Genomic DNA, 22,229 nt, shown 5'->3' with positions numbered 1-22,229 from the left:
GTTGGTGACATGAGCGAGCATGCCGCACTACTCGACGTCGCGCGCGAAGCCGTGGCGAAGGCGACCGGAATCGTCCGGTCCCGTCCGGCTTTTTCCGTTTCGGCGAAAGGTGATCGCGACCTGGTGACCGACGTCGACACGGCGGTCGAGGACGCGCTGCGCGAGTTCCTCACCGCCGAAACGCCGGAAATCGGCGTGCTCGGCGAGGAGCGCGACCGCAGCGGCGCCGGCGGCGGGCGCTGGTGGGCGCTCGACCCGATCGACGGCACGGCGAACTTCGCCCGCGGAATTCCGCTCTGCGGTATTTCCCTGGCCCTGGTCGACGGCGAGCACAGCACGGTCGCCGCGATCGCCCTGCCGTACCTCGGGGTCACCTACACCGCGGCGCGCGGCGAAGGTGCTTTCGCGAACGGAGAGCGTGTCGGAGCTTCGGAAGCGACGCAGCTGCGGGACGCCATGATCGCCGTCGGTGACTTCGCGATCGGAGAACTCGCGGAAGAGAAGAACCGCGCGCGGCTGCTGCTCCTTTCGGACCTCGGCGCGCGGGCGCAGAAGATCCGGATGCTCGGCACCGCGGCGATCGACCTCGCCTGGGTGGCGGACGGAAAGCTCGACGCCGCACTGATCCTGTCCAACAACCCGTGGGACACCATGGCCGGCGTGCTGCTCGTGCGCGAGGCCGGCGGCGCCGTCGTGGACCGCGACGGCAGCGAGCACACGGTCTCTTCGTCGTCGACGATCGCGGTCGGCGCCGGGCTGCGCAAGGAGATCGTGGACGCACTTGATCGGGCGTACGGGGTTGTTCGTTAAGCTTTCGGGGTACTTGGTGGGCAGCGCCACGCGCACGATTGCCCCGTCGGGACAAGGTTTTCGGTTACGTTGGTACCGGTCGGCCCGTGATGCTGGCATGCTGGCCGGATCGCTCGGCACACGTTGAGAATGGTGGATGCTCGTGGAAAGTCGCCGGATCCGGGATCGGTACCGGCTGGTCGAGCCGATCGGTGGCGGCGCCATGGGCACGGTGTGGCGCGCCCAGGACGAAATGCTCGACCGCACGGTGGCGATCAAGGAACTCCTGCTGCCGCACGACCACGACGAGCACCGCACCGAAGAGGCGAAGAACCGCGCGATGCGCGAAGCGCGGATCGCCGCCCGGCTGCAGCATTCCCACGCGATCACCGTGTTCGCCGTCCTCGAAGAGGAGGACCGGCCGTGGTTGATCATGGAATACCTGCCGTCGAAGAGTTTCGCGGTCCTGGTCCGCGAGGAGCCGACGACGGTCGACGACGCCATCCGCGTCGGCGTGCAGATCAGCTCGGCGCTGGCCGGCGCGCACCGCGCGGGGATCGTGCACCGCGACGTGAAGCCGGCCAACATCCTGGTCTCCGAGGACGGCACGGCGAAGATCACCGACTTCGGCATCTCCCGCGCGATCGGTGACGTCAAGCTGACCGCCACCGGCGAGATCGCCGGCACGCCCGCCTTCCTCGCGCCCGAAGTGGCCCGCGGCGAGGACGCGAGCTTCGCCGCCGACGTCTTCTCACTCGGCGCCACGCTGTACGCCGCGGTCGAAGGCCAGCCGCCGTACGGCACGGCCGACAACCCGATCGCCTTGCTCTACAAGGCCTCCAGCGGCGAGATCGTGCCGCCGGAGAAGGCGGCGCGGCTGACCCCGCTGCTGCTGCGCATGCTGGCGTCCGAACCGGCCGAGCGGCCGTCGATGGACGAGGTCGAGCGGGAGCTGCGCGCGCTGCTGCCGGACGCGGAACCGGGCGAGTCGGTCCTCGCGGCGACGGTCCCGGAGAGCGAGGCCCCCGCGGTGTCGGCGGTCCCGACCGTGCCGGCCACCGTCGCCGTGCCGCCGGCCGGCGAGGTCGCGGCCGTGTCGCCGGGCGCGCGCAAGGGCATGATCGCGGTCGGTGCGGGCGCGGCGCTGCTGTGCGTCGCGGTCGTCGTCGCGATCCTGCTGGTCGTGCGGCAGAGACCGCCGGCCGACAACACCGCCGCCCCGCCGTCCGCGCCGGCGTCCAGCTCGGCTTCGGTGACACCCTCGACGACTCCGTCACCGGCTTCGTCGTCCTCTTCGCCGCCGGCGCCGACGAGCGCGCCGCCGACCTCGCCCACGGTGTCGACCGTGGCGTCGGCCAAGACCGCCGCCGAGGCGCTCTCCACCTACTACAGCCTGCTCCCGAACAACCCGGCGGAAGCGTGGAAGCTGCTCACGGACAAGTTCAAGGCCTCGCGGCACCAGACGTACGAGACGTACACGAACTGGTGGGGCCGGTTCAAGTCGGTGAACGCGACCAACGTGAAGGAAGCCGGGCCTAGCCGGGTCACCGCGACCGTCCTCTACGACGGCGGCAAGGCCGAGACCGACACCTTCACGATGGTCCAGGTGAACGGCACCTGGATGATCGACGGGCAAGGCTGAACCACCGGGCCACCGGCTACGTGTGACGGGTGAGCCGTCCCGCCGTCGATCCACGCTGGAGGTTGAGCGATGAGGCCTGCCGACCCGATGGTGTTCATCCTCCCCGCCGTGCCGCCGGCGAGCGACACCTACGACAAGCGGATGTGCCAGAACCTGCCCGCCGTCGGCCAGCCGGTGCTGGAGCTGCCGATCGCCGGCGAGTGGCCGGACCCCGACGCGGCGTCCCGGCGTCGCCTGGCGAGATCGCTGGCCGCGCTGCCCGACCGGACCGTGGTGCTGCTCGACGGCGTCATCGCCTCCGGCGTGCCCGAGATCGTCGTCCCGCACGCGCGGCGGCTGCGGCTGGCCGTGCTGGTGCACCAAGCGCTGGCCGACGAGCCGGGGCTCGACCCGGCGCACGCCGCGGAGCTGGACGCGGGCGAACGCGAGACGCTGCGGATGGCCGGGATGGTCGTCGCGACCAGCCCGTGGCTCGCCCGGCTGCTGATCGACCGCCACGACCTGGACCCGGCCCGCGTCTACGTCGCCAAGCCCGGCACCGACGCGGCGCCGCTCGCCGCGGGCGCCGACGGCGTCTCGCGGCTGCTGTGCGTCGGCGACGTCACCCGCCGCAACGGCCAGGACGTGCTGGTCCAGGCGCTCGGCGAGGTCGACCACCTCGCGCTGTCGTGCGTCATGGCCGGTTCGCTCGAGGGCGACCGGGCCTACGTCGACGAGCTGGGCTGGTCGATCGAACGGCTCGGCCTCGGCGGCCGCATCACCCTCGCCGGTGCCGCGGTCGACCTCGGCGAGGCCTACAACGCGGCCGACCTGCTGGTCATCCCGGCGCGCGCGGCGACGTCCGGCATGTTCGTCGCGCAGGCGCTGGCCCGCGGCATCCCGGTGCTGGCCACCGAGGTCGGCGGGGTCCACGACGCGCTGGGCGTCGACGCCGACGGCGAGATGCCGGGCCTGCTGGTCACGCCGGACGACCCGTTCGCGCTGGCCGACGCGCTGCACCGCTGGTACGCCGACCCGGAGCTGCGCCGCTCGCTGCGGACTGCGGCGCTGGGGCGGGGCAGCGCGCTGGAGGAGTGGGACGTCGCGGCGCGGCGGCTCACGCAGGCGCTCTCGAGGCTGGCGGCCGAACCCCGCATCGTCGCCTGACGCTTGCCGCGGGAGCCACGGCTCCGCCAACCTGGCGCGATGGCGTCCCCCCTCGATTCCGAACGCGGGTTCCTCGAAGTCGCCGGCCGCGACCCGGACCGGCCGCTGCGCGATCAGCTCCTCGGCTTCCGCGACCTGGTCTCGGCCGACATGGACTGGGCCGACAGCCGCAAGCGCCGCTTCCGCCGCCGCGCGTCGGCGGTGCGCGTGGCCGCGCTGCTGCTGACCGCGGCGTCGACCGTGGTGCTGGGCATCCAGGAGATCCCGGCGCGGGCGTCGATCGCGTTGCCGATGGTCGCGCTGGTCACCGTGCTCGGCGGGCTCGAGACGTTCTTCAACTGGCGCTCGCGCTGGGTGCTGATGGAGGAGACGCGCTACAACCTCAACCGGATCCGCGACGAGATGGACTACTACCTCGTCGGCACGCCGACGGCCGAGCTGAGCCGCGAGCGGCTCCAGGAGTTCTTCGCCCGGCATCAGGTGACCTGGGCCGACGCCAGCCGCCAGTGGGTCGAGTTCCGCAAGCTCGACCGGCCACCGCAGTCCCCGGAAATCCGCGCCTGAGCCGATTCCTTTTCGCCTCCTCGACGGTCAGGAAGGGTATGGACTTCGAGTCGTATCGCCGCGAACTGCTCGCGCACTGCTACCGCATGCTCGGCACGCCTGAGGAGGCGGAAGACGTCGTGCAGGAGACGTACCTGCGCGCGTGGCGGGCGTACGACCGCTTCGAAGGCCGGGCGTCGCTGCGCTCGTGGCTCTACCGGATCGCGACCAACGCGTGCCTCACGGCGTTGGAGCAGCGGGGACGGCGGCCGATGCCGTCGGGACTGGACGCCGCGGACCCGGGCGACGCCTGGCCCCGCCCGATCCCGGACGCGCTGATCACGCCGTCGTCGTCGGACCCGGCGGAGATCGCGCTGGCCCGCGACGGTGTCCGGCTGGCGCTGATCGCGGGGCTGCAGCTGCTCCCGCCTCGGCAGCGGGCGGTGCTGATCCTGCGCGAGGTCCTGGCGTTCCCGGCGGCGGAGGTCGCGGAGATGCTAGGCACGACGGTGGCGGCGGTGAAGAGCACGCTCCAACGCGCCCGGGCGACCCTCGACGCACCCCGCGAGGTCGGCGAGCTGACCGAGCCGGAGCAGCTTTCGCTGCTGAACCGCTACATGAGCGCGTTCATGAACTCGGACCTGACGGCGTTGGAAGAGATCCTGCGCGAGGACGCGGTGATCGAGCCGGTGCCGTCACGGACGTGGTTCGCCGGCCGCGAGACGTGCGTCGCGTTCCTCCGCACGGTGATGGGCGCCCCGGGCGAGTGGCGCATGACGCCGACCCGCGCGAACGGCCAGCCCGCCGCGGTGACCTGGTACCGGGGCGAGCCGTGGGGGATCGCGGTGCTGACGCTGGGGAAGGGCGGGATCGCGCGGATCACCGTGTTCGGCTTCCCTGACCTGGTGGAGCGGTTCGCCGGGCCGGACCCGGCGAACCGGACCATCACGCCAGGGTGAGCGCGTAGATCTCGACCCGCGGGTCGTTCGGCAGGCTCACCGACTGCAGCGTCTTACCGCTGTCCAACGCCGCCGAGACGCCGAACAGCCGGACCGGCGGCCCGTCGACGCCGCTGCCCGCCTTGATGCGGTGCGGCATGTCGAGGACGACCGACGCACCCGAACCGGCCCAGTCGGCGAACGTCATCGCGAGGTCGGCGCTCGTGCCGTCCGTGTAGTGCGCGGTCAGCGTCGTCGACACCGGGCCGTTGTGCGATGACCCGACCAACCGCAAGACGCCGTGCTGCCCCGCCGGCAGCAGCAACGACTGCCCGCGGGCCTCCACGAAGTTGGGCGAAGTCCCCGAAGCGTCCGGAGCCGCGTACGTGACGCCGTCCCAGGTCACCGGGCCCGCCGCCGGGAGCAGCGAGGCGTCGTAGCTCCAGCCGCCGCCGTCGAAGTTGCCCTCCGTGGACGCCGAAACTGTCGCTGTGCCGTCGTGGTTGTAGTCGCGGCCCAGGTCGACCGCGCACGACTGGCCCGAAGCAGCGCACGCCGACGGCGTCCGGACCTCGACCGTGGCCGACCGGGACACCGCGTTCGCGCCCAGCCCGCTCACCTTGACCTGCACGGGGTAAGTGCCCAACGCGGTCCCGGCCGGCACGGAAACCGTGATCGGCACCGTCTTCTGCACCGGCAGCCGCCCCGACCAGATCAGGTCGACCGGCTGAACCCGGACCTTCCAGCCCGCCGGCGCGGTCGCCGAAACCGTCACCGGCTGCAGCAGCGGGTTCTGCGCGAGGACGTCCAAGTCGAGGTGCACCTGCTGCGCCGCGCCCGCCGGGATCACCACCGACGTCTGCCGCAGCGACGCATCGACGTGCCGGCGCAGGTCACCGGCGGCCTTGTTCACCGACGGCGGCTCGGACCCGACACCCCACGAAGACGGCTTGGACCCCAGCTTGTGCGAAAGCACGCCGCCGTGGGCCACGGCAGACCAGTCCAGCGACGTCTCCCGGACGTTCCGGCCGTTCAGCGACACGCTCTGGACGTACCGGTTCGCGTCGGACGCACCCGGCGCGTTCACCGTGAGCGTGCCGCCCTGCGAGCGGCCGTACTGTCCGATCCGGACGGTCGCCGACTCGAACTGCGGGCTCGACACCGCGAGGAAGTTCGCGCCGCTCATCGTCGGGTACAGCCCGAGCGAGGAGAAGACGTACCAGGCGGACATCGTGCCGAGGTCGTCGTTGCCGGTCATGCCGTCCGGGCCGGTGGTGAACAACGTCATCGCCGCGCGGACGACGGTCGCCGTCTTGGCCGGCGCGCCCGCCCACAGGTACATGTACGGCGCGAGCAGGTCGGGCTCGTTGTTCGGGTTGTAGGTCGCCTTGCCGTAGTAGTCGTACGGGCTGGAGATCCAGTCATTGCGCGCGGTGCCCGCCGGGTCCTTCAGCAAGTTGTCGTACGCGAAGAAGGAGTCGAGCCGCTTCTCCGTCGACTTCTTGCCGCCCATCAGCGACACGAGCCCGCTCGGGTCCTGCGGCACGAGCCACTGGTACTGGTAGGCGCCGCCCTCGTGGAACTGGTGGTCGGCGTCGACCGGGTTGTACGGCGTGAGGAACGTGCCTTCGGTCGTGCGCGGGCGGAACTGCTGCGTCGAGGAGTCCCACAAATTGCGGTACCACTGGCCGCGGTCGGCGAACATCTTCGCGTCCGCCTTGTGGCCGAGCCCGCCGGCCATCAACGCCAGCGCCGCGTCGGCCGCCGAGTACTCCATGGTCGCCGACGCCGGGTGCTCGCAGTCGTTGTCGCCGCCCTTGGCCGCGCAGTCCTTGCCGAGTTCCAGGCCGCTCGGGATGTAGCCGCGGTCGTTGTAGTAGTTGACGCCGGAGCGCCCGTTGTACGGCGAGTCGGCGGGCGGTGTGCTCGTCGCGTTCTTCTTGAGCAGCGCGTACGCCTCTTCTTCGTGCCCGGCGAGGAGGCCCTTCGACCACGCTTCCACGAGGAACGGCGTCACCGGGTCGCCGGTCATGATGTTGGTTTCGCTCTCGGCCAGCGCCCACCGCGGCAGCCACCCGCCGTCACGGCCGATGGCCACGACCGACAACGCGACGTCCCGTGCGACCTGCGGTTCGAGCATTTCGAGGAGCTGGTTCTGCGGGCGGTAGGTGTCCCAGAGCGAGAAGTTCTGGTACGGCGTGTAACCGCTCGCGGTGTGCACCTTGCCGTCGAAGCCGGTGTACGCGCCGTCGGTGTCGCCGGCCAGGTTCGGGTGCAGCTGCGCGTGGTAGAGCGCGGTGTAGAACGCCGTCTGCCGCTCGGTCGTGCCGCCGCCGATCTTGATCGCGCCCAGCTTGTCGGCCCACTGCTGGTGCAGGGCGGCCTTCGTGGCGTCGAAGTCGAAGTCCTTCGTTTCCGCCGCGAGGTTCTTCCGCGCGCCGTCGAGACCCGTGTAGGACAGGCCGACCTTCAGCACGACGTCGTGGTCGGTGCTCGCGTCGAAGCTCGCCCAGGCGCCGTTGCCGCCGGTGCCCGCGGCGTCGCGGCTGCCCGGGGTGCGCGTCGAGTCGCGCCAGGTGCCAAACGAGCTGAACGGCCGGTCGAAGGTCGCGGTGAAGTAGACGGTGTGCTCGTCGTGGCCGGCGCAGAACCCGCCGGCCTTGACACGGCCTTCGAGGGTCCGGTCGCCGACGACGTGGATCTCGGAGTCCTTGACGGACTGGTTGGCCTGACCGGTGTTGAACAGGACGTTCGCCTGCCCGGTCGAGGGGAAGGTGTAGCGCTGCCAGCCGGTGCGCGCCGTCGCCGTCAGCTCCGCGTTCACGCCGTACTTCTTGAGCCCGACGCGGTAGTAGCCCGGCTCGGCGTGCTCGTCGTCGTGGCTGTACTCCGACTTGTAGGCGTTCTTGTCAACGTTGTCGACGGCGCCGGTCGTCGGCATGATCGGCAGCTCGCCCATGACACCGCAGCCGACGCCGGACAGGTGCGTCTGGCTGAAGCCGTAGATCGCGTTCTGCAGGTAGTCGTAGCCGCCCTGCCCGCCGGTGTCCGGGCTGACCTGCACCATGCCGAAGGGCGCGCTCGCGCCGGGGAACGTGTTGCCGAAGTTCTGCGTGCCGACGAACGGGTTGACCAGGCCCACCGGATCCACCGGCGCGGGCGCGGCCTGCGCGACGGCGGGCGTCAGGCCGGCGACCACCACCCCCGCGGCCACCGCGGCGGCCAACCGTCTGCTCTGCGACCACATGGGCGCACCTCCCAGGAGATGACAACGTTGTCAGAAGTGGACCTTTGGTCAGGCCCTCGGTTCGGACAGCAGCTTTCCACCTCGATGGGCGTTTGAGAAGACCTCAGCCGGCGGCTTCGCGCAGTAACCGGGCCGCGGTCTCGACAGCGTTGTCGGCGAGGTTGCCGTAGCCGAGGACGAGCGCGGGGGCGCCGGGCGCGCTCCGGTAGTCGTCGAGATCGGCGACTTTGACGCCCTTCTCGCCCGCGCTTCTTTTCACCTCGGCGGCGTCCCGGTCGAGGTGCAGGACGAGGTGCAGCCCGGCCGCGGCGCCGGAGAGCCGGGCGGGACCGAGCGCGTCGACGAGCCGGTCGCGCCGGGCGCGGTAGCGCAGCCGCGCGGCCCGCAGGTGCCGGTCGTAGCCACCGCTCTCGACGAACGCGGCGAGCGCGAGCTGGTCGACCACGGGCGGCGCGTGGCCCGACAGTGTCCACTGTGGAGGGAGCGCGACCCAGCCGAGGCCGAGCGCCGGGCTGAGCGTCTTGCTGACGCTGCCGAAGAGCGCGACCCGCCCCGGATCGGTGCCCTGGACGGTGCCGACGGGCCGCCGGTCGTAGCGGAACTCGGCGTCGTAGTCGTCTTCGAGGACGAGTCCGTCGACGTCCCGCACCCAGGCCACCAGGCCGGCCCGCCGTCGGGGCGAGAGCACGGTGCCGGTGGGGAACTGGTGCGCGGGCGTGACGAGCACGGCCCGGGTGCCGCGCGGGATGCGGCCGACGTCGATGCCTTCGTCGTCGACCGGCACCGGGTCGATGCCCATCCCGGTGCTTTCGGCCGCACGCCACAACCGCGTCCAGCCGGGGTCTTCGACGGCGAGGCGCGTGATGCCCTTTTCCCGGAGGGCCCGGCAGACCCGGGTCACGCCGTCGGTGACCCCGCCGCAGACCACGACGTCGTCAGTTTCGGCGCCGCGGACCCGCCGCAGGTAGCCGGCGAGGGTCGCGCGCAGCCGCGGGTGGCCGGCTTTGCCGGGAAGCCCCAGGTCGGTGTGGGGCGCGGTGGCGAGCACCCCGCGCACCGCGTCCGCCCACCGCTGCCGGGGGAAGTGCCGCAGGTCGGGCAGTCCGGGCGCGAGGTCGTGGCGCGGTTGTTTGACCGGCACCGGCGGCTTCGGCTCGGCGGCGCTGCCGACCCGCCGGACCCGGGTGGCGGAGCCGGTGCGCCCGTCGAGGTACCCCTCGGCGACGAGCTGGGCGTAGGCCTGCGTGACGACCCACCGCGAGCACCCGAGGTCGGCGGCGAGCTGACGGCTCGGCGGCACGGCGGCGCCGTCTTCGAGCCCGCGGATCGCCGTGCGCAGGGCACGCGCGAGCTGGGCGTGTTTCGGCCCAGGCCCGCTCAGTTCCAGCAGGACGCCCCAATTGGTCTGTGATCCGGCCACAGGATTGGACTGTAGTACCGGACCGATTCTCTCTTAGGTTCGTGGGCATGAAGAAGGTGGAACTGGGCCGGACCGGTCAGCACGTCAGCCAGGTGTCGCTGGGCTGCATGACGATGGGCACGTCGACCGACGAGCCGACGTCGGCTCGCATCCTGGACGCGTACCTCGACGCGGGCGGCGACTTCCTGGACACGGCGAACTGCTACGCGTGGTGGGCGGGACCGTCGTTCAGCGGCGGCGAAAGCGAGTCCATGCTGGGGAAACTGCTGCGCGGCCGCCGGGATCGGGTGTTCCTGGCGACGAAGGTGTCGGCGCAGCCGCTCGACCTGCCGGCGGCCCGCGCCGCCGCGCGCCCGGACGGCACGACGGACTGGGAAGCCCGGGAGCGCACTTACGAAGGGGCGGGCGCGGCGGTGATCGAGCGGGCGGCGGAGGAAAGCCTGCGACGTCTCGGCACCGACCACATCGACCTGTACTACGTGCACGTGGACCTCCGCCGCGAGCCACTCGAGGAGACACTGTCCGCTTTGGACGGACTGGTGCGGTCGGGCAAGGTGCGTTACATCGGCTGGAGCAACGTCCGGACCTGGCGCCTGGACCGGATCCGGTCGCTGGCCTTGGCCCGGGGCTGGGCGTCGCCGGTGGCGGTCCAGGTGCAGCACTCGTACCTGCGCCCCACGGGCGCCGACGTCCCGTCGATCGCGGGCGGCGAGCTGCTGGACTGGCTGGCCGCGCACCCGGACGTCTCCCTGGCGGCGTATTCGTCGCTGCTGCGCGGGATCTACGACGATCCGGGCTACCGCGAGTCGACGCAGATCTGGCGCGCGTACGCGGGACCGGACTCGGAGTCCCGCTTGGCGGCGGTGTCCAAAGTGGCGGCTTCGCTGGGGTGTTCGGGCAACCAGGTCGCGCTGGCGTGGCTGCTGCGTCGCGGGGTGATCCCGTTGATCGGCCCGCGCACGTGGGAGCACTACGAGTCGATCGCCCCGGCGTTCACTTTGGACCTCCCGGAGGAGTGCATGTCGTTGCTGGACAACGCCTGAGCGGTGGCGAGCAGCGCGGCGACGTTCGGTGTGCGTTCGTCGCGCCGCCGCCAGGTGAGGGTGACGTCGGCGGTCTCGCCGTCGAGCGGGACGGCGACGGCGCCGGGGTGGTCGACCATGGCGGGCACGATCCCGCACCCCATCCCGGCGGCCACGCACCGCCCGAGCGCGGCGAGGCTGCCGACCTCGGTCTCGACGACGGGGCCGTCGAGCCGGTCCAGCATTTCCCGGAAGCCACACCCTTTCGGCGTGGCGAGAAATCCGACTCCACGCAGCTGGTCGGGCTTGACCATTGTGTTGCCCGCCAGCGGATGCCCCGTCGGCACGATGACGACCAGCGGCACTTCACCGAGTTTCCGGCTGGCGAGATCGTCCGGCGCGGCACCGAAGGTGAAGCAAACGTCCATTTCGGACGATCTGACGGCGTGGTAAAGCTCGCCCCGCCCGCCTTCTTTGACGGTCAGCCGAACCCGCGGCCACTTCGCCCGGTAGGCACCGAGAACCGGCGGAACCCAGTGCGTGCAAAGGGTTTCCAGCGCACCGATGGTCAGCTCACCGTCGGGCTCACCGCGTTCTTCGTCGACGGCGGCCTTGGCTTCCTCGACGAGGTCGAGAACCTGGTCGGCGTAGGTGATCAGCCGCGTCCCGGCGGCGGTGAGCCGCAGCCGTCGCGCCCGGTCGAAGAGTTTCGCGCCGAGTTCGGCTTCGAGGGCCTGGATTTGTTCGGTGACACTGGACTGCGCGTAGTGCAGCTCGGCGGCGGCGTGGGTGAAGTTGAGCGTCCGCGCGACGACGCGGAAGGTGCGCAGGTGGCGCAGTTCCATGAGGCCCCCCATCGGCGTTCCCGATACCTGCCATCGTAACTCCCTGCTTCCGCCGGTGTCACGGAGTGTCCAGGCTTGCGGTGTGGCAAGACTCCTCATCGGCCTCTCGTTGGGCTACTTCCTGGTCATGCTGGACACGACGATCGTGACGGTGGCGCTCCCGGCGTTGTCACCGGACTTGCCGGACCAGCAATGGATAGCGAACGGCTACACGTTGACGTTCGCGGCATTCCTGCTGACGGCGGGAGCATGGTCCGACCGCTTCGGCGCCCGCCGGACGTTCTTCACGGGCCTCATCTCGTTCGGCGCACTGTCCCTCTTCTCGGCACTGTCGTTCTCGGTGCCGTCACTGATCGCCCTCCGAGCACTACTCGGCGTCGCGGGAGCACTGCTGGTCCCGTCATCGCTGTCCCTGATCGCGGCGGCGTACCCGGCCCCGGCGGCACGCGCGAAAGCAATGGGGGTGTGGGCGGCGTTGAGCGGAACGGGCCTGGTGGCAGGCCCACTGCTGGGCGGCGTACTGACGGAGACGTTCGGCTGGCGGTCGATCTTCGTGGTGAATGTCCCGGTGGCTCTGGTGGCGCTCTTTTTGTCTCGCTCCGCACCTTTCACCCCGTCCAAGCCGGGCCGCACGGACATCCTGGGCCAGGCGTCAGCGGTGATCGCTTTGTCGACACTGACGTACGCCCTGGTAGAGCACGCCTACTGGCTCTTACTGCTGTCGACTGCGGCCGCGGTGGTTTTCGTGATCTCCCAACGCCGCCCGGACGCAATGCTCCCATCACGGTTGTTCACGAGCCGCCGGTTCACCGGTGGCCTCGCGGCGGGCGCGATCGTGAACTTCGGACTGTCGGGAGTCCTGTTCGTCCTGTCGTTGTACTTCCAGGGGTCCCGCGGATACTCACCTTCGTCAACAGGCTTGGCCTTCCTGCCCTTGACCATCCCGACGGCGTTCAACCCGATCTTCACGGGCCGCTTGGTGGCCCGGATCGGCCCCGGAATCCCGGCGGTGTCGGGGTTCGCCTTGATGTGCGTCGGCACTTTGTCCGCCACGTCGCCGGTCGGGTTGGCACTGCTGGGTTTTGGAGTATCACTGGCAATTCCATCCCTGCTGACGGCGGTAGTGGGCGCGACGCCGGCCGAGCTGGCGGGCACGGCGGGCGGCGCGTTGAACGCGTCCCGCCAGACGGGCGCGGCCCTGGGCGTGGCGATCTTGGGAGCACTGCTGACGTCGACCGGCTTGACGACCACCCTCGTGTCGGCGGCCGCACTCCTCGCGGCCGGCGGGCTCATCGTGGCGGTTTCCGCGCGCTAGATCAACTGTCCTCTTTTTATCAGTTTTTTGGTCATTCCGGCGGTTCTGGCCACTTTTTCGTCCTGTTGTACGACCATTCGCCGTGCCTATCATCGACCGCGTGCCGGGATACGAGTACGACGTGTTCATCAGCTACAGCAGCGTCGGCAGCGCACCGAAGTGGCTGCTCAACAACTTCTTCCAGAAGTTCCTGGACTGCCTGCACGACCAGGTCGCGCCGGCGCCCCGGGTGTTCCTCGACAAGGGCATGGACCGCGGTGTGCACTGGCCGGCGGAGCTGCAGAAGGCGTTGCGGCACAGCAAGATCATGATCGCGGTGCTCTCGCCGCCGTACTTCCAGTCGCCGTGGTGCCTCGCCGAGTGGCGGAGCATGCGCGCCCGGGAGAGGCTGCTCGGCCTGGCAAGTCCGCAATGCCCGCAGGGCTTGATCTACCCCCTGCTCTATTCGGACTCGGAGAACTTCCCCGACGAGGAGGGATTGCAGCGCGCCTGGTGGAACTTCAAGGAGCTGGCCCTCCCGGACAAGGTCTTCCAGGAAAGCCGAGACTGGCTCCTGTTCCACCAGAGAGTGGCCGATGTCGCCCGTGACGTCGTCGAACTCGTGAGGCAGGTGCCCGACTGGCAGCCGGACTGGCCGGTCATCGAGGTGCCCGAGCCGCTGCTGCTGCCGCAGCCGTCGATTCCGAGGTTCGGCCGATGAACGGGACCGTGGTGACGTTCTACTCCTACAAGGGTGGCGTCGGGCGGAGTTTCACGCTCGCCAACGTCGCGCTGCTGCTGGCCCGCTGGGGTTTCCGGGTCCTCACGATCGACTGGGACCTGGAAGCACCCGGCCTGCACCACTACTTCGGCAAGCTGTTGCCCAAGTCGCCCAAGGGCGGCGTGGTCGACCTCGCCCACGACTTCCTCGCCGGCGCCGAACGGCCCGCCGACCACGCGCTCCGGCTGGAGCTCGAGGACGGGGTGGTCGCCCTGCTGGCCGCCGGCCGCGACGACAGCGACTACACCGGCCGGGTCCAGGGAATCGACTGGGAAGACCTCTACCAGCGCGGGTTCGCCGGGTTCCTCGAACGGTGCCGCGCGGAGTGGACCGAGAACTACGACTTCGTGCTGATCGACAGCCGGACGGGGATCTCGGACATCGGCGGCATCTGCACCGCGCACCTGCCCGACCAGCTGGTCGTCCTGTTCACCGCGAACCGGCAGAGCGTCGAAGGCGTCGTCGACATCGCGCGGCGCGCCAACGACGCCCGCGACCGGATGCCCTACGACCGCCCGCCGCACCTCGTGCTCCCGGTCCTGTCCCGGCTGGACAACCGCGTGGAGTACGAGCGGGCCGAGGCGTGGCAGCAGCTGTGCGCCGAGGCGACGGCGCCGTTGTTCCGGAACTGGCTCGCGAAGAGCGTGACGCAGGACCTGATGCTGCGGCACTTGACCGTGCCGTACGTGTCGTACTGGAGCTTCGGCGAACAGCTGCCCGTGCTCGAGGAGCGAACTCCGTCCTCGGACCAGATCTCGTTCGCGCTGGAGACGGTCGCCGCGGTGGTCGCGCAGCAGTTCGACCGCACGGACCTGCTCGCGGACAACCGGGACGCGTACGTGGCCGCGGCCCGCACGCAACGGCGGTCGTACAACCTGGACCTGCTGGTGTCGATCGCGCGGCCGGAACCACTCGCCGCGACCGAGCTCATCCGGGAACTGGCCGCGCAGGGTCTGCAGGTGGACCGGTCACTGTCCGGTGACCCGGAATTCCTGGAGCTGACCGGCGACCCGGCCAAGCACCTCTGCCTGGTGGTGGACGGTGAGGTGAGCCGCTGGCAGGCGACCGAGGCGGAGCGTTTCCTGCGGCACGCACTGGACGCGGACAGCGACCGCCGGCTGTTCTGCGTGCTCACCCGCCGGACCTACCCGGAGCAGCTGCCGACGTTCCTGCGCAACCTGCGGCTCTTCAAGCTGGACGCACACACCCGGCCGCGCCAGGTGGCGCGCGAGCTGTACGAAATCATGAAGAAGGCGCCGTCCGGCCGCGCCGATTCGGAACGGGCCGCGCTCCAGGACGCGGGCGCGGCTCTCCGCGCGGTGCCCGCCAATGTGACCCACATCGGCCGCTGGGCGCTCATCGAGCAGACCGTCACCGACATGACGACGGCGCTGGACCACGGCGACATGGCTTTGCTCAAGGACTTGACGGTGGACCTGGAGCAGCTGAACCACGTCCGCGCGAACGGCAGCCACTGCCCGGCCCCGGAAGGCCTCCGCCCCCGGATCGGCGAGCTGCTCGCCCGGATCGACCGTCGCACCGAAGTCTCGACCAAGTGAGGAGTGGGAATGCCGCAGAAGTACGGAATTCCGGAGCGAGCGACGCTGCTCGTCCTGATGTTGAACGGCGGGGAGATGGCCAACGCGGTCCTGAGGAAGGACCACGGGGTCGACCTCAGCCCGGCCGGCCGCGCCAAGCTGAACAAGGCGGAGCTGCTCGAAACCACGAAGGTGAGCAACCGGCTCTTCCACAAGATCACACCGGCCGGGAAGGACTGGTGTGAGCAGATGGTCGCCGACATCGAGACTCCACCGCGGTCCAGCGGCCTGGTCCGGATCCTGTTCGACGTGCTGAGGCTCTACGTGCGCAACGCACGTGAGCGGAAGGTCCGGCTCGTCGACGTGCTCGGTCCGTCGGAGCCTCCCGTCGAGCCGGTCGAGCTCGAAGACCTGATCCGCCGGGTCTACCAGGAGCTCTCGTCCCGGCCGCAAGAATGGATCCGCCTGGCCCGGCTCCGCCCCGAACTCAACGGCGCCGGGAAGGAGGAGGTCGACCAGACCCTCCTGCGGATGGTGAAGACCGAGCTCGTGCACCTGTCCCCGGACTCCGACCGCAAGGGCCTCACCGATGCGGACCACGCCGCGGCGATCCGGATCGGCAAGGAGGACAAGCATCTCGTGTTGATCGAGGAATCATGACCGAGGAGCAGGAGCGGCAAGCGCTCGCCGCGGTCAGGTTCAACTCCGCTGAAACGCCGGACGACGTCTGGGGCATCTCGCCGTCCCATGTGGACGGTCTGCACACCAGGGCCGGCAACCGGATCCGCGCGAGCATCCAGGACGCGAAGAGCAGCCGGGGCCCGAGTCCGATCGGCCTCACCCTGCAAGGGCAGAAGGGCGTCGGCAAAACGCACCTGCTGGGCCGGGTCCGGCAGGCCGTCCAGCAGGAGGACGGCTACTTCTTCCTCATCGACCTCACCACCGGGGACGCGTTCTGGGACGACGTCCTGCGCGCCATGCGCAGCGAGCTGTGGCGCCCGGATGACGACGGCGAGCTCCAGCTGGCCAAGCTGCTGCAGCGGTTGTGCGAGAAGGCGAAGGTGCCCGAGCCGCTGGCCAAGGTGGTGCTCGGCGACGCGCCGCTCACCGTCGAGGACCTCAACGGCTTCCTCGGCGCGGTGCGGCGAGTCGACGCTCAGGTGGCCGTCGAATGCGCCGACACCCTCCGCGCGCTCGTGCTGTACGCGGCGGCCGACGCGGACCAGATCACGACCGGCAAGGACTACCTTTCTGGAACGGCAGAGGAGGACCGGAAGAAGTCCCGCAAGGCGTGGGGGCTGCCCGCGGATCCGAAACCGCAGCGCGAGCTCGTCGTCGAGATCTCCCGGGTGCTCGCGCTGACGGGGCCGAGCGTCGCCGCGATCGACCAGCTGGACTCGTTGATCGCCCGTACCGTCGACGAGCCCACCAACACCGAGCTCGCGGTCATCGCCGATGGCCTGATGCAGCTCCGGGAGACGACCCGGCGAACATTGTCCATTGTGGCGTGCCTGCCCGTCACGTGGATGCGGCTGCAAAAGGTGGCGCCCGACTCGTTCGACGACCGGTTCACCGAGACCCCGGTCCTGGGTGCCATCGTCGACCCGGAACTCGGCCGGGCACTGGTGGAGAAGTGGCTGAGCGTGGTCTACACACGGATCGGGTTCACGCCGCCGCACTCCGCGTGGCCCGTGGCGACGCAGGCGTTCGGCGACTCGTGGAGCGGCTACACGCCGCGGCAGCTGCTCCGGCGAGTTCAGGAACACGCCGAAGCGTGCTTGTACGGCAAGGTCCGCGAGTTGTCTTCGTTCGACGAAGAACCGGCCGAGCCGGTCGAGCTGCCGGCACGGACCGGGCCGGAACCGCGTTACTACGCCGAGTTCGACCGGCAGTTCGCGGAACTGCGCAAGCAGGCCGACTTGACCGCGATCCTCAGCTACCACACCGAAGACAACGTCATGCCGGACCTCCTGCAGGCGGGGCTGCGGTCGTGGATCACCGAGTTCGGCAACGACGACAAGTCGTGGGAGACCGAACCGCCCGCGAACGGGATGAAGGACCTGCACGCCGGCCTTCTGCGAGTGCTGAGCGAAGAAGGCGACGTCAAGGAACGCTGGATGTTCCGGGCTTTCGCGCCCCAGCACGGCAACCGGGTGCTGCGGCGGGTGCGGAACGCGATCGACGCCGCGGGTATCCGCGAGGGCGTGCGCGACCGGCACCTGGTGCTCATCCACCACGGCGCGAAGGGCTGGGACGGCGGCAAGACCAAGGACGCGATCCGCGTCCTGCCCAGGGCCGGCAGCCAGCGCGTCGAGATGGGCAAGGACGACATCCGGACCTTGTGGGCCCTCAGCCAGCTGCTCACCAACCAGAGCTACGAGCTGCTGAACTGGCTGGTCGCCCGGAAGCCGGCGAGCAAGACCGGCCTGCTCCGGAAGATCCTCCCCGATCCGGGGCAGTCCCGGAGCAACCAGCGGGAAACCCGCCCCCCGCCGGAACCCGAGGCGAAACCCGAACCCCCGAAGCCCAACACGATCACCCTGGGCACAACCGGCGAAATCTCCATCGAACTGGAGTCCCTCCGCAAGCACGCGGTCATCTTCGCCGGCTCCGGCACCGGAAAGACGGTCCTCCTCCGCCGGATCATCGAAGAATGCGCTCTCCACGGTGTCTCCGCCATCGTCCTCGACCCGAACAACGACCTGGCGAGACTCGGCGACCCCTGGCCCGAACCTCCCACAGACTGGCGCCCAGGAGACGCCGAAAGCGCAACCGACTACCTGGAGCACACCGAAGTAGTCGTCTGGACCCCGGGCCGAGCAGCCGGAAGACCGCTCAGCTTCCACCCCCTCCCGGACTTCTCCGGAGTGAGAGACGACGAAGACGAGTTCGCCGCGGCCATCGAAGCGGCCGTGGCACGCCTGATTCCGCACGCCAGGCTGACCGGCGCAGCCAAGGGTGCCCAAAGGGGAAAAGCCGTCCTCAGAGAAGCCCTGATGCACTACGCGAGAAAGGATTCCCGCAGCCTCTCCGAGTTCGTCGACGTCCTGGCCGACCTGCCCGTCGGCGTCAGCAAACTGGCCACCGGCACCAAAACCGCCGCCGATCTGGCCGAGACGCTCAGAGCCGCCATGGTCAACGATCCGCTGCTCGGCGGGGCGGGTGAACCCGCCGATCCCGCCGTGCTGCTGACGCCCTCGCCCGGTAAACGGGCGCGGATCTCCGTGGTCAGCTTCATCGGGCTGCCCTCGGAAGAACAGCGGCAGGGCTTCGTCAGCCAGCTACAACTGGAAGTGTTCGCCTGGATCAAGCGCCACCCGGCAGCCGACCGGCCGCTCGGCGGCCTGTTCGTCATGGACGAAGCCCAGACGATCGCGCCGTCCGGGGCCGGGACCGCCAGCACCCACAGCACCATCATGCTCGCCTCCCAGGCCCGCAAGTACGGGCTCGGCCTGCTCCTCGCGACGCAGGCGCCCAAGGGCCTGCACAACCAGATCACCGGCAACGCGACCACGCAGTTCTTCGGCCGGCTCAACAGCCCGGCGCAGGTCGCCGCCGCCAACGAGATGGCCAGGGCCAAGGGCAGCACCGTCGGGGACATCTCGCGGCTGGAACGCGGGCAGTTCTACGTCACCGGCGAGACCTTCGGGTTCCGGCCGATGCGGGCGCCGCTGTGCCTGAGTCACCACCCACCCAGCCCGTTGCGGCTCGAGGAAGTCCTCGACCGGGCCCGCGACGGCCGCTGACGCGAAGGCCGCGTTTCCGAGGGGGAAACGCGGCCTTCGTGCGTTTCCCGTTGACTCCCTTTCGGGAAACGGTCACCTCATTGTTCGCCCGCCACGCATGACGAATCCTGGTTGCAGGGCGCGGAAATACCGCGAATTCCCTGATCAATCACTTTCCATCGGAGGATTCGTCATGTCCAAGAAGCTGGCCAAGTTCGGTGGCCCCCTCCTCGCGCTCTGCATCATCGCCGCGGCGCCGCTGCTCGGCTCCGCCACGGCGTCCGCGGACGGCGACGGCGGCACCCCGCCGCCGGTCACGACCACCACCCCGCCCCCGGCGGGCACCGACGGCAACCCCTGGCACGGCTGAGTGCACCGGGCCGGCCGGGCACCGGTCACGGCCGGCCCGAACCGCAGGCGCAGTCGAACGCGGCGCGTTCGGCGCGCACTTCGAGGGCCTCCGGGAAATCGAGCGCGGTGAATTCGTTTTCGGCGGCCACCCAATGCGCGACGGCGTTTTCGTGTTCGCCCATCGCGTGCAGTGTTTCCGCGACACCGCGGTGCGCGCGGGCCTGGTAAGCGCGGTTCCCGTTTCCGTCGGCCAGGTCCAACGCCGCTTCGCACGCCGTGAGCGCTTCCCGAGGCACACCCCGGGCGAGCGCCGTCGCGCCGCGGTCGAGGTAGAGCTGCGTGCGCAGGTCGGCGTCCGGAACGTTGGCCGCGACCTCACGAGCCTTGTCGTGGTACCGCACGGCTTCCGGGAACTTCCCGCGTTGCCGGTGCACGTTCCCGATGTTGTTCAGCGCGTACGCCTCGACGCAGCGGTCGCCGACCTCGGCGGCGTGCCCGTGCGCGTCCGTGTAGCTGGTCAACGCCTCCGCGAGCAGACCCAGCCGCTCCTGCACGGACCCGAGGTTGTTCAACGCGTGCGCGACGCCCTGGGTGTGCCCGATCTCGCCGAGCATCCGCGCGGCCGCCGAATGCTGGTCCAGCGCGACCTGGAGGTTTCCGTGCAGCTCGTTGAGGTAGCCGAGCATGCTCAGCGCGTGGGCCTCGCCCCGCCGGTCCTCGCTCTGCTCGTACTTGGCCAGCGCGGCTTCGAGGTGGGCGATCGCCTGCTCGTGCTTGCCCAGCTCCATGGTCGGGATGGCGAGCGCGCACAACGTCGCCGCCTCACCCCGCGGGTCGCCGAGCCGGCGCCACTTCGGCAACGCCTTGGCGGCCAGCTCGAGTGCTTCGGTCAGCTGACCACGCCGGTCGTGCGCGGTCGCCAGCCGGAGCAGGACGTGCGCCTGGCCGTAGTCGTTCCCAGCGTCTGCCGAGACGATCTTCCAGGCGAGCTCGAGCGTGCCGATCCAGTCCTCGAACTGGTTGGTCGTGTTGAAGTAGCGCCACAGCAGCACGGCGAGCCGCCAGGTGTGCCCCGGCAGGTCGTGCCGCGCCGCGTAGTGGATCGCGGCCACGAGGTTGTCGCGCTCGGCGACGATCCACCGCAGCCCCGCGTCGGCGCCGGCGAAGGCCGGCGACACCGGGCTCGCGTGCTCCAGCGCGGGCAGCTGGGCGCGGTCGAAGGGGTACGCGGCGCCGACCGCGGCCGCCAGCGTCACCAGGTAGAAGTCGAGCAGCCGCACCAGCGCCTGCCTGGGCGCCGGGTCGGCACCGGCGAACTCCTTGAGCGGGTCGAGCATCTGGTACCGCTCCGGCGCGGCCTCTTCGAGCAGGCTCACCTCGTGCAGGTCGTCGAGCAGCAGCCGCGCCTCGGCGACGTCGCACCCGGCCAGCGCCGCGCCGCCGACGACGTCGACGTCCGGTCCCGGCAGGCTGCCGAGCAGCCGGAACATCGCCCGCTGCGGCTCACCGAGCTGCTGGTAGGACACCCGGACCGCGGCGGTGCCGTCGGCGTCGTCGGCGCCCCACGGCCCGTTCTCCTCGAGCAGGTGGAGCAGGTGCTCCAGCGGCCACCGGGTGTGCCGCCGGAACAACGCGGCCGCCACCCGGATCGGCATCGGCAGGAAGCCGCAGCGCTTGACGATCAGCGCGACCTCGGCTGTGCGCCCGCGCACCCGCGGCGGGTCGGTCAGCGCCTGGAACAGCTCGGCCGCTTCTTCGGGTGGCAACGGCGAAAGCCGGACGGGCTCGCCGGTGTCGCCCATCCGACGGCTGGTGACCACGGCCAGGCAGCCGTCGGCCTCCGGCAGCAGCGGCCGGATCTGCGCCGGCGACGCGGCGTTGTCCAGCACGACCAGCGTGCGCGTGCCCCACAACGTCGTCTGGTAGAGCGTGACCTTGCGGCCGACGGTCGCCGGGATCTGCTCGGCCGGCACGCCGAGCTCGACCAGCAGCTCGGTCAGCGCGTCGCCGACGCTCGTCTGCTCGACCCCGGGCGTGAACCCGTTGAGGCGGACCATGAGCTGGCCGTCCGGGAACCGGTCGCGCAGGCGGTGGGCGGCCTCGACCGCCAGGCCGGTTTTGCCGACACCGGGCGCGCCGCTGATCCAGATCGCCCCGCTCGCGGCGGCCGCCTCGATCGCGGCCAGCTCTTCGGCCCGGCCGGTGAACCCACCCGGTCGCGACGGCAGCGAGCTGGGCGGCTCGCCGTGTTCGGCGCGCGCGGCGAGGTTGCGCAGCACCGGGCCCGGCTCCATGCGCAGCTCGGCGAGGGCGTCGCGGGTGCCGTGGAACACGCGCAACGCGCCCACCCGGTCGCCGCCGGCGAGCAGCGCGCGCATGAGCAGCTCGGCGTGCTTCTGGCCGGCCGGGTCGGACCGGACCAGCGGCCGCAGCCGGTCGCGCGCCGACCGGTGGTCGCCGGCGTCGAGCTCCAGCTCGGCCAGGTCACCGACGGCGTCGGGCAGGCTCTCCTCCGGGAACGCCACCTCCGGGCCGCCGACGCGGTCGATGTCGATGTCCTCGAGGAACCGCCCGCGCCACAGCCCGACGGCTTCGCGCAGCAGCTCGATCTTGCGGCGCACGTCGTCGGTCCGGCCCGCGTCGGCACGCAGCCGCTCGAACCGGACGGCGTCGAGCTGGTCTTCGCCGATCCGCAGGAGGTAGCCGGTCGGCGTCGTCTCGATGCCGACACCGACGTCGCGCAGCCGCTTGACGTAGCCGCGCACCAGGGTGGGTTTCGTCTCCCGGCCGGTCCAGACGATCTCGGTGAGGCGCGCGGTCGACACCGGCTTGTTCGCGTTCAGGAGCAGCACGACCAGGACGAACCGCTGCTGCTGGTCACCCAGCTGCACCGGTGCGCCGTCGTGCCACGCCTCCAGCGGGCCGAGCATCCGAAACTCCACGCAGCC

Annotated in this window: 16 protein-coding genes; 12 read left to right on the top strand and 4 right to left on the bottom strand. The window is 70.6% G+C overall.

Annotated elements, in window-relative coordinates:
- Positions 1-9: 9 nt before the first annotated feature.
- From M8542_RS14930 to M8542_RS14910, 5 genes are all read left to right on the top strand, one after another.
- Positions 10-810: an inositol monophosphatase family protein gene (locus M8542_RS14930; RefSeq protein WP_257920743.1), complete on the top strand. Its 801-nt coding sequence runs from the start codon at positions 10-12 to the stop codon at positions 808-810.
- Positions 811-946: 136 nt separating this feature from the next.
- Positions 947-2,431 carry a serine/threonine-protein kinase gene (locus M8542_RS14925; protein WP_257920742.1) on the top strand — a complete coding sequence of 495 codons (1,485 nt, stop codon included), beginning with the start codon at positions 947-949 and terminating at the stop codon, positions 2,429-2,431.
- 87 nt (positions 2,432-2,518) lie between these two features.
- Positions 2,519-3,577 (top strand): glycosyltransferase, encoded by a 1,059-nt coding sequence (locus M8542_RS14920; protein WP_257921054.1) that lies wholly within the window; start codon positions 2,519-2,521, stop codon positions 3,575-3,577.
- Positions 3,578-3,616: 39 nt separating this feature from the next.
- Positions 3,617-4,141 carry a DUF4231 domain-containing protein gene (locus tag M8542_RS14915; protein ID WP_257920741.1) on the top strand — a complete coding sequence of 175 codons (525 nt, stop codon included), beginning with the start codon at positions 3,617-3,619 and terminating at the stop codon, positions 4,139-4,141.
- Positions 4,142-4,179: 38 nt separating this feature from the next.
- Positions 4,180-5,079, top strand: a complete 900-nt coding sequence (locus tag M8542_RS14910) for an RNA polymerase subunit sigma-70 (RefSeq protein WP_257920740.1) — start codon at positions 4,180-4,182, stop codon at positions 5,077-5,079.
- Here the strand turns inward: M8542_RS14910 and M8542_RS14905 are convergent.
- Together M8542_RS14905 and pdxR are read right to left on the bottom strand one after the other, a co-directional pair.
- Positions 5,066-8,305 (bottom strand): GH92 family glycosyl hydrolase, encoded by a 3,240-nt coding sequence (locus M8542_RS14905; RefSeq protein WP_257920739.1) that lies wholly within the window; start codon positions 8,303-8,305, stop codon positions 5,066-5,068. The two genes, M8542_RS14910 and M8542_RS14905, sit on opposite strands and share 14 nt — an antisense overlap.
- A 103-nt stretch (positions 8,306-8,408) precedes the next feature.
- Positions 8,409-9,725: a MocR-like pyridoxine biosynthesis transcription factor PdxR gene (gene pdxR, locus M8542_RS14900; protein WP_257920738.1), complete on the bottom strand. Its 1,317-nt coding sequence runs from the start codon at positions 9,723-9,725 to the stop codon at positions 8,409-8,411.
- 47 nt (positions 9,726-9,772) lie between these two features.
- Here pdxR and M8542_RS14895 point away from each other — a divergent pair, with 47 nt between their 5' ends.
- Positions 9,773-10,768: an aldo/keto reductase gene (locus tag M8542_RS14895; protein ID WP_257920737.1), complete on the top strand. Its 996-nt coding sequence runs from the start codon at positions 9,773-9,775 to the stop codon at positions 10,766-10,768.
- Here the strand turns inward: M8542_RS14895 and M8542_RS14890 are convergent.
- A complete protein-coding gene (locus M8542_RS14890; protein WP_257920736.1) occupies positions 10,696-11,592 on the bottom strand; it encodes a LysR family transcriptional regulator in 897 nt (298 codons plus the stop codon). The two genes, M8542_RS14895 and M8542_RS14890, sit on opposite strands and share 73 nt — an antisense overlap.
- Positions 11,593-11,674: 82 nt before the next feature.
- On the opposite strand from M8542_RS14890, the gene M8542_RS14885 reads away from it, so the two are divergent.
- From M8542_RS14885 to M8542_RS14860, 6 genes are all read left to right on the top strand, one after another.
- Positions 11,675-12,907, top strand: a complete 1,233-nt coding sequence (locus M8542_RS14885; RefSeq protein ID WP_257920735.1) for an MFS transporter — start codon at positions 11,675-11,677, stop codon at positions 12,905-12,907.
- 100 nt (positions 12,908-13,007) lie between these two features.
- Complete coding sequence (locus M8542_RS14880; RefSeq protein WP_257920734.1) at positions 13,008-13,607, top strand: TIR domain-containing protein; 600 nt, start codon at positions 13,008-13,010, stop codon at positions 13,605-13,607.
- Positions 13,604-15,226: a CATRA system-associated protein gene (locus tag M8542_RS14875; protein ID WP_257920733.1), complete on the top strand. Its 1,623-nt coding sequence runs from the start codon at positions 13,604-13,606 to the stop codon at positions 15,224-15,226. The genes M8542_RS14880 and M8542_RS14875 overlap by 4 nt, the downstream gene beginning before the upstream one ends.
- 9 nt (positions 15,227-15,235) lie before the next feature.
- A complete protein-coding gene (locus M8542_RS14870; protein WP_257920732.1) occupies positions 15,236-15,865 on the top strand; it encodes a hypothetical protein in 630 nt (209 codons plus the stop codon).
- Positions 15,862-18,951, top strand: coding sequence for an ATP-binding protein (locus tag M8542_RS14865; RefSeq protein WP_257920731.1), 3,090 nt, complete (start codon positions 15,862-15,864; stop codon positions 18,949-18,951). The genes M8542_RS14870 and M8542_RS14865 overlap by 4 nt, the downstream gene beginning before the upstream one ends.
- Positions 18,952-19,123: 172 nt before the next feature.
- Positions 19,124-19,300, top strand: a complete 177-nt coding sequence (locus M8542_RS14860; protein ID WP_257920730.1) for a hypothetical protein — start codon at positions 19,124-19,126, stop codon at positions 19,298-19,300.
- 25 nt (positions 19,301-19,325) lie between these two features.
- Here the strand turns inward: M8542_RS14860 and M8542_RS14855 are convergent, their stop codons facing one another.
- On the bottom strand, positions 19,326-22,223 hold the full coding sequence (locus M8542_RS14855) for an AfsR/SARP family transcriptional regulator (RefSeq protein ID WP_257920729.1): 2,898 nt from the start codon (positions 22,221-22,223) through the stop codon (positions 19,326-19,328).
- Positions 22,224-22,229: the final 6 nt, after the last annotated feature.

It is taken from the genome of Amycolatopsis iheyensis (assembly GCF_024703995.1).
GTDB lineage: Bacteria > Actinomycetota > Actinomycetes > Mycobacteriales > Pseudonocardiaceae > Amycolatopsis > Amycolatopsis iheyensis.
Note: the sequence above shows the minus strand (reverse complement) of the source record. Positions and strands in the feature narration are given on the sequence as shown.